Consider the following 8,988-nt stretch of genomic DNA (forward strand, 5'->3'; position numbering starts at 1 on the left):
GACGGGCTGGGGTGAGCTGAATGTCCACTGAGGACAAGCTGCGGGACTATCTCAAGCGGGTGACCACCGATCTCCGGCAGGTCCGGCGGGAGCTGCGCGAGGAGCGGGAGCGTGACGCCGAACCGATCGCCATCGTCGGGATGAGCTGCCGCTATCCCGGCGGCGTCCGCTCGCCCGAAGACCTGTGGGAGCTGGTCGACGAGGGCCGGGACGCCGTGGGCGCCTTCCCTGAGCGGCGCGGCTGGGACCTCGGCGAGCTGTACCACCCGGACCCCGACCACGCGGGCACGTTCTACGCCCGCGAAGGCGGGTTCCTGCACGACGCCGACGAGTTCGACGCCGAGTTCTTCGGCATCTCGCCCCGCGAGGCGCTGGCGATGGACCCGCAGCAGCGCCTGCTGCTCGAGGTCTCGTGGGAGGCCCTGGAACGCGCGGGCATCCCGCCGGAGTCGGTGCGCGGCACCCGCGCCGGGGTGTTCGCCGGCGTGATGTACCACGACTACGGCTCCCGGCTGCCGCACGCGCCCGCCGACGTCGAGGCCTACCTCGGCAACGGCAGCGCGGGCAGCGTCGCGTCCGGTCGCGTCGCCTTCACCCTCGGCCTCGAAGGGCCCGCGGTCAGCGTCGACACGGCGTGCTCGTCTTCGCTGGTCGCGCTGCACCTGGCCGGGCAGGCCCTGCGGTCCGGCGAGTGCACGCTCGCGCTCGCCGGCGGCGTCGCCGTGATGTCGACAACCGCGACGTTCATCGAGTTCTCCCGCCAGCGCGGGCTCTCCGCCGACGGCCGCTGCAAGCCGTTCGCCGCCGCCGCGGACGGCACCGGCTGGGCCGAAGGCGCCGGGATGCTCGTGCTGGAGAAGCTGTCCGACGCACAGCGAAACGGGCACCGCGTGCTCGCCGTGGTCCGCGGCAGCGCGGTGAACTCCGACGGTGCGTCCAACGGCCTGACCGCGCCGAGCGGCCCCGCGCAGCAGCGGGTGATCCGGCAGGCGCTGGCCAACGCGCGGCTCACACCGTCCGAAGTGGACGCCGTCGAGGCGCACGGCACCGGCACGACCCTGGGTGACCCGATCGAGGCCCAGGCCCTGATCGCCACCTACGGCCGTGAGCGTGAGACGCCGCTCTGGCTCGGGTCGCTGAAGTCCAACATCGGGCACAGCCAGGCCGCCGCCGGTGTCGGCGGCGTCATCAAGATGGTCATGGCCATGCGCCACGGCGCGCTGCCGCGGACCCTGCACGTCGACGCGCCGACACCGCACGTCGACTGGTCCACCGGGGCCGTCGAGCTGCTCACCGAAGCCCGTCCGTGGCCCGAGGCCGACCGGCCGCGCCGCGCCGCGGTGTCGTCGTTCGGGGTCAGCGGCACGAACGCGCACGCGGTGCTGGAGCAGGCGCCGGTCGTCGAGACTGTTACTTCTGGTGCTTCCGGTGTCGTGCCGGTCGTGCTGTCGGCCCGGACGGCGGAAGCGCTTACCGAGCAGGCCGCCCGGCTCGCCGAGCGGCTGGCCGACCCGGACGTCGAACTGGGCGATTTCGCCTGGTCGCTGGCGACGACTCGCGCGGCGCTGCCGGAGCGGGTCGCGTTCGCGGCCTCCGGCAGGGAAGAGGCCCTCGACGTCCTGGCCGGTCTGGGACGCGGCGACGTCGTGCCGTCCGTGGTTCGTGGTTCGGCCCGTGGCGGCGTGAAGTCCGTGTTCGTCTTCCCCGGCCAGGGCTCGCAGTGGGCCGGCATGGCCGTCGGGCTGCTCGACGAATCGCCGGTGTTCGCGGCCCGGATGACTTCATGTGAAGCAGCCCTTGCATCCTTTGTGGACTGGTCGCTGACGGACGTCCTGCGGGGCGTTGAAGGTGCACCCGGGTTCGACCGCGTCGACGTCGTGCAGCCGGTGCTGTGGGCGGTGATGGTCTCCCTGGCGACGCTGTGGCGGTCGTACGGCGTCGAGCCGTCCGCCGTGGTCGGCCACTCGCAGGGCGAGATCGCGGCGGCGGTCGTCGCCGGCGCACTGTCCCTCGAGGACGGTGCCCGCGTGGTCGCCCTCCGCAGCAAGGCGATCCTGGCGCTCGCCGGGCGCGGTGGCATGGTCTCGATCCCGCTGCCGCACGACGAAGTCGCCGCGCTGATCAACGACCGGATCTCGATCGCGGCGGTCAACGGGCCGCGCTCGACCGTCGTCTCCGGGGATGCGGACGCGCTCGACGAGCTGATGGACCGCTGCGCGGAACGCGAAATCCGCGCCAAGCGGGTCCCGGTGGACTACGCGTCGCACTCGGCGCACGTCGAGTCCCTGGAGGCCGAGCTCCTCGACGTGCTCGGCCCGATCCGGCCCCGCACGTCCGAGATCCCCTTCTACTCCACGGTCACCGGCGAGCCGATCGACACCACGATCGTCGGCGCCCGCTACTGGTACGACAACCTCCGCAACACGGTCCGGTTCGAGGACGCCACCCGCGCGCTGCTCGCCCGCGGGCACTCGGTGTTCGTCGAATGCAGCCCGCACCCGGTGCTGACCATCGGCCTTCAGGACACTGTGGACGATCTCGGCGTTGCGCTGGGCACGCTCCGGCGGGACGAGGGCGGCCTCCGCCGGTTCCTGACCGCGCTGGCCGACGCCCACGTCCGCGGCATCTCGCCGGACTGGGCGAAGGTGTTCGGCGGCGGCCAGGCCGTCGACCTGCCGACCTACGCCTTCAAACGTGACCGCTACTGGCTCGACGCCCCCGCGCCGACCGCGGGCGGCTCGGACGGCGGGTTCTGGGACGCGGTCGACCGCGCGGATCTCGACCTCGGACTGCCGGAGGACACCCTCCGCGACGTGCTGCCCGCGCTCGCCGCGTGGCGTCGTCGTCACCTTGACTCGTCCACCGTGGACAGCTGGCGGTACCGCGTCACCTGGGAGCCGGTCGACGTCGAACGCACCAAGCTCTCCGGCGTCTGGCTGGTGCTGGGGGAGGACGGCCTCGGTGTCGCCGACGCGCTGGCCGCGCACGGCGCTGACGTCCGCCGTGAGCCGACGGACGAACCGCTGACCGGGATCGTCTCTCTCGTAGGCGACGGCCGAGAAGCGCTCGCCGCGACGACGAAGCTGCTGCAGGCTGATCTTGAAGCTCCCTTGTGGACGCTCACCTCCGGCGCGGTCACCACCGGCCGCGGCGACCGGGTGCGGCACCCCGACCAGGCCCTGACCTGGGGCTTCGGCCGGGTCGCCGCGCTGGAGCAGCCGGACCGCTGGAGTGGTCTGCTCGACCTGCCGGAGACCCTCGACGAGCGGGCCGCGGCCCGCCTGGCCGCGGTGCTGGCCGGGACCGATGAGGACCAGCTCGCCGTGCGCGACTCCGGCGTCTTCGCCCGCCGGCTCGTACGGGCCAAGGCACGCCCGGCCGCCGACGGCTGGCAGCCGCGCGGAACGGTGCTGGTCACCGGCGGTACCGGTGCGCTCGGCGGCCAGGTCGCCGAGTGGCTCGCCGCGAACGGCGCCGAGCACCTCGTGCTCACCAGCCGCAGCGGCGCGTCCGCACCGGGTGCCGAAGAGCTGCGCGCCAAGCTGACCGCACTCGGGGTCGACGTGACGATCGCCGCGTGCGACGTCGCCGACCGCGACGCCCTCGCCGCGCTGCTCGACGGCCTGGACCTGACCGCGGTGGTGCACACCGCCGGCGTCCTCGACGACGGCGTCATCGCGTCCCTGACCGACGACCGTTTCGACGGCGTCCTGCGCCCCAAGCTCGACGCGGCCCTCGCGTTGCACGAGCTGACCGGCGACCTCGACGCGTTTGTCCTGTTTTCCTCTTTCGCGGGCACGGTCGGCAACGCGGGCCAGGCCAACTACGCCGCCGCGAACGCGTTCCTGGAGGCCCTCGCCGAGCAGCGCGCGGCCGACGGGCTCCCGGCCACCGCGATCGGCTGGGGCCACTGGGCGGGCGGCGGCCTGGCCGACGACACCCTGCGCGGCGACCGCCTCCGCCGCGACGGCCTCGTCGCGATGGACCCCGCGCTCGCCGTCACCGGCATCACGCGAGCGATCGAGCAGGGTGACACCGTCTCGGTCGTCGCGGACGTCGACTGGGACCGGTTCGTCCCAACCTTCACCGCGTCCCGGCGCAGTCCCTTGCTCGGCGGCTTCGCACCGTCCACAGCAGAAGCTCCGGCCGGGTTCGCCGGGCAGCTGGCCGCGCTGACCGGCGCCGACCGCGAGCGGTTCCTGCTCGACCTCGTGCGGGCCCACGTCGCGGGCGTGCTCGGGCACGGTTCCCCGAGTGCGATCGAGCCGCGCCGCGCGTTCCGTGAGCTGGGTTTCGACTCGCTGACCTCGGTCGAGCTGCGCAACCGGCTCAGCGCCGCGACCGGGCTGAAGCTGCCCGCGACCGTCGCGTTCGACCACCCGACTCCGGCAGAGCTGGCCGCGATGCTGGGCGGCGAGGCGGGGGAGAGCGACTTCGCGCCGGTCGTCAAGGCCGTGGCCGACGACCCGATCGCCGTCGTCGCGATGACCTGCCGCTACCCCGGCGGGGTCGACAGCCCCGAGGACCTGTGGGAGCTGCTGGCCGCGGGCCGGGACGCGATGGCGCCGTTCCCGGCCAACCGCGGCTGGGACCTCGACGCGCTCTACGACCCGGATCCCGACCACAAGGGCACCTGCTACGCCCGCGAGGGCGGATTCCTTTACGACGCCGACAAGTTCGACGCCGGCTTCTTCGGCATCTCGCCCCGCGAAGCCCTGGCGATGGACCCGCAGCAGCGGCTCCTGCTGGAGACGTCGTGGGAGCTGTTCGAACGCGCCGGAATCGACCCGGACTCCTTGCGGGGCAGTGAAACCGGGGTGTTCGTCGGGACCAACGGCCAGGACTACGCACCCGGCCTGCACGAATCGCCGGAAGGCGTCGAGGGCTACCTGTTGACGGGCAACGCGGCCTCGGTCGTCTGCGGCCGCGTCGCCTACACCTTCGGGCTCGAGGGCCCCGCGGTCACGGTGGACACGGCCTGCTCGGCGTCCCTGGTCGCCCTGCACCTCGCGACGCGGGCGCTGCGCAACGGCGAGTGCTCGCTGGCCCTGGCCGGCGGCGCGACGGTGATGTCCAAGCCGGGCGCGTTCGTCGAGTTCTCCCGCCAGCGCGGCCTTTCCGCCGACGGCCGCTGCAAGGCGTTCGCCGCGGGGGCCGACGGCACCGGCTGGGGTGAGGGTGTCGGCCTGATCCTGCTGGAGCGCCTGTCGGACGCGCGGCGCAACGGCCACCGCGTCCTCGCCCTGCTGCGCGGCAGCGCGGTGAACTCCGACGGCGCGTCGAACGGCCTGACCGCCCCGAACGGCCCGTCGCAGCAGCGCGTCATCCGGCAGGCACTGGCCGACGCCGGCCTGGCACCGTCCGATGTGGACGCCGTCGAGGCGCACGGCACGGGAACCTCACTGGGCGACCCGATCGAGGCGCAGGCCCTGATCGCGACCTACGGACGGAACCGCGCGGACGCGCCGCTGTGGCTCGGCTCGGTGAAGTCGAACCTCGGGCACACGCAGTCCGCGGCCGGGGTGGCCGGCGTCATCAAGATGATCCTGGCGATGCGCCACGGCGTGCTGCCGAAGACGCTGCACATCGACGAGCCGACCCCCGAGGTCGACTGGAGCGCCGGCACGGTCGCGCTGCTCACCGAGACGACCCCGTGGCCCGACACCGGCCGCCCGCGCCGCGCGGGTGTCTCGTCGTTCGGCATCGGCGGCACCAACGCCCACGTCGTCCTGGAAGCGCCCCCGGCTCTCGAAGCTCCCGATGAGTCCCTTGAGGACGGTCCGGTCGTACTCTCCGCACGGTCGGCACCGGCCCTGCGTGCGCTGGCGGCCCGGCTGGCCGCGCACGTCACCGCGTCGCCGGACCTTTCCCCGGCTCAGCTGGGGCACGCGCTGAGCACCACCCGAGCCGCGCACCGGCACCGGGCCGCGCTGGTCACCGCCGACCGGACCGAACTGCTGGCCGGGCTGACCGCACTCGCCGAGGGGGCGGCTTCCGTGCCCACGGGCGAGGCTTCGGAGGGACGGCGGATCGGGTTCCTGTTCACCGGCCAGGGCAGCCAGCGGCCGGGGATGGGCCGGGACCTGTACCGCGAGTTCCCGGTGTTCGCCGACGCGCTCGACAACGTCTGCGCGCACCTCGACGCCCACCTGGACCGGCCGCTCAAGGAGGTCATGTTCGCCGAGGCCGGCGCCCTGCTCGACGGGACCGCCTACACCCAAGCCGCGCTGTTCGCGCTGGAGGTGGCCCAGTTCCGGCTGTCCGAGCACTGGGGCATCACCCCGCATCAGCTGCTCGGCCATTCGATCGGCGAGCTGGCCGCGGCACACGTCGCGGGCGTGCTCTCACTGGCCGACGCCGCGACGCTGGTCGCCGCGCGCGGCCGTCTCATGCAGGCGCTGCCGTCCGGCGGTGCGATGGTCGCGATCCAGGCCACCGAAGACGAGATCACGCCGCACCTGTCGGATGCGGTGGCCGTCGCCGCGCTGAACGGTCCGAACTCGACGGTCGTCTCCGGTGACGAGGCTGCCGTAAAAGCCGTGGCGGAACACTTCGCGGACCGCAAGACCAAGCAGCTGACCGTGAGCCACGCCTTCCACTCGCCGTTGATGGACCCGATGCTGGACGAGTTCCGCGGGATAGCGGAGTCGCTGACATACGGTCAGCCGGTCATCCCGATCGTCTCCAACGTCACCGGCGAACCGATCACCGAGTTCGACGCGGACTACTGGGTCCGGCACGTCCGTGGCGCCGTCCGGTTCCTCGACGGCGTCCGCACGCTGGAAGCGTCCGGCGTGGACACGTTCGTCGAACTCGGACCGGACGGCGTGCTCACCGGGATGGCCCAGGACTGCGTGACCGGACCCGCGGTGTTCGTGGCCGCGCAACGCCGTGACCGCGAAGAACCGTTCGCGCTGCGGACCGCCCTGGCGACGCTGTTCGTCGCAGGAGCCGAGCCCGACTGGGCGGCGGTTTTCGGCGGGAAACGTTCGCTGCTAGACCTGCCCACCTACCCGTTCCAAGGCGAGCGGTTCTGGCTCGAAACCACCGCACCCCGCGCCACCAAGACGTCCACTGTGGACACCTGGCGCTACGGCGTCGCCTGGCGCCCGATCGACGAGCCGCTGCCCGGCGACCTCGGCGCGTGGCTGGTGGTCGTCCCGCCGGGGGAGACGAACGACCCGGCGATCGACGCGCTCGCCAAAGCCGCGTCGGTGACCGTGCTCGAAACCGACGACACCGATCGCGAGACCCTGACCATCCGCCTGGCCTCGCTCGATGACGTCGACGGCGTGCTCGCCCTCGGCGGCCTCGGCCCGCAGGTGACGACGACGCTGCTGCAGTCGCTCGGCGACGCGGGCATCGACGCACCGCTGTGGGTCGCGACCCGCGGCTCCGTCGCCACCCACCCGGCCGACCGGGTGTCCCACCTGGACCAGGCCATGCTGTGGGGCCTCGCCCGCACCGCCGCCCTCGAGCACCCGCGCCGCTGGGGCGGGCTGATCGACCTGCCGGAGCACTTCGACGACCGGACCGCCGCCCTCTTAACCGGGATCCTGACCGGCAGCACCGGCGAGGACCAGGTCGCGGTCAGGGCGAACGGCCTGTTCACCCGCCGCCTGACCCCGGCCCGGCCGGGACGCGGTGAGGTTGACTGGGCTGCCGCCGGTCCGGTGCTGGTCACCGGCGGCACCGGCGCGCTCGGCTCGGCCGTCGCCCGCTACCTGGCCGGGCAGGGCGTCGAACGACTCCTGTTGATCAGCCGTCGCGGTCCCTCCGCCCCGGGCGCGGACGCCCTCGAAACCGAGCTGACCGGCCTCGGCGCCGACGTCACCATCGCCGCGTGCGATGCCGGGGACCGCACGCAGCTGGCCGCGTTCCTCGCCGACCACCCGGTCGGCGCGGTGGTCCACACCGCCGGTGTGCTCGACGACGGTGTGCTCGACGCGCTGACCGCCGACCGGTTCACCGACGTCCTGCGGGCAAAGGCGACCGCCGCCGCGAACCTGCACGAGCTGACCGGCGACTTGAGCGCGTTCGTGCTGTTCAGCGCGTTCGCCGGGACGGTCGGCAACGCCGGCCAGGCGTCCTACGCCGCGGCGAACGCCTACCTCGACGCGCTCGCCGAACAGCGCCGCGCGGACGGCCTGCCCGCCACCTCGATCGCCTGGGGCGCTTGGGCCGGGGAGGGCATGGCCGCCGGCGCCGTCGGCGACCGGCTCGGCCGCGCCGGGTTCACCGCGATGGACCCGCGGGTCGCCGTCACCGCGCTGGGTGTCGCCGAACCGTCCGCGCTCGTCGCCGTCGCCGACATCGACTGGCCGGTCTTCGCGCCCGGGTTCACGGCGTCGCGGCCCAGCCCGCTGCTGGCCGACCTCGCGCCACAGCCGGAAGTGTCCACGGTGGACGAACGTGGGTTCGCCGAGCGGCTGGCCGCCGTGCCGGACGCCGAACGCACCCGGCTGCTGGAGGACCTCGTCCGCGAGACCGCCGGCCTGGTGCTCGGGCACACCGGCGCGATCGAACCCGCCCGGCCCTTCAAGGAGCTGGGCTTCACCTCACTGTCCGCGGTGGAGCTGCGCAACCGGCTCGACGCGGCGACCGGGCTGTCCCTGCCCGCGACGCTCGTGTTCGACCACCCGACCCCGCGGGCACTGGCCGCACACCTGCGGGCCGAGCTGATGCCGGCACAGGGCCCCGGCCCGGTGTCCCTTTTGGACGAACTGGACCGGCTGGAGGCGGCGCTCGCCGCGCTCGGCCCGGACGAGCTGGCTGACCTGGCCCCCGACGACGAGACCCGCACCCGGATCGGCACCCGGCTGAAAGACCTGGGCACCGCCTGGCACCAGGCCGCGGACGTCCCCGCCGCCCTCGGCGACGAGCTGGACGACGCGACCGACGACGAGATCTTCGCGCTGATCGACAAGAAGTTCGGCACCTCGTGACCGAGGCGGCCCGGCGTACCCACGAACTGCGACAGGACTGAAC

The 8,988-nt window shown here is 73.5% G+C and carries 1 protein-coding gene; it reads left to right on the forward strand.

What is annotated here, in order from left to right:
• Positions 1–20: 20 nt before the first annotated feature.
• On the forward strand, positions 21–8,945 hold the full coding sequence (locus ACIOD2_RS24010) for a type I polyketide synthase (RefSeq protein WP_400541869.1): 8,925 nt from the start codon (positions 21–23) through the stop codon (positions 8,943–8,945).
• Positions 8,946–8,988: the final 43 nt, after the last annotated feature.

This window comes from Amycolatopsis sp. NPDC088138 (assembly GCF_044741685.1).
Lineage (GTDB): Bacteria > Actinomycetota > Actinomycetes > Mycobacteriales > Pseudonocardiaceae > Amycolatopsis.

Bases quoted from the DNA above. Each gene is read 5' to 3' on its own strand.
- ACIOD2_RS24010 (WP_400541869.1), top strand. From the start codon at position 21: ATGTCCACTGAGGACAAGCTGCGGGACTATCTCAAGCGGGTGACCACC.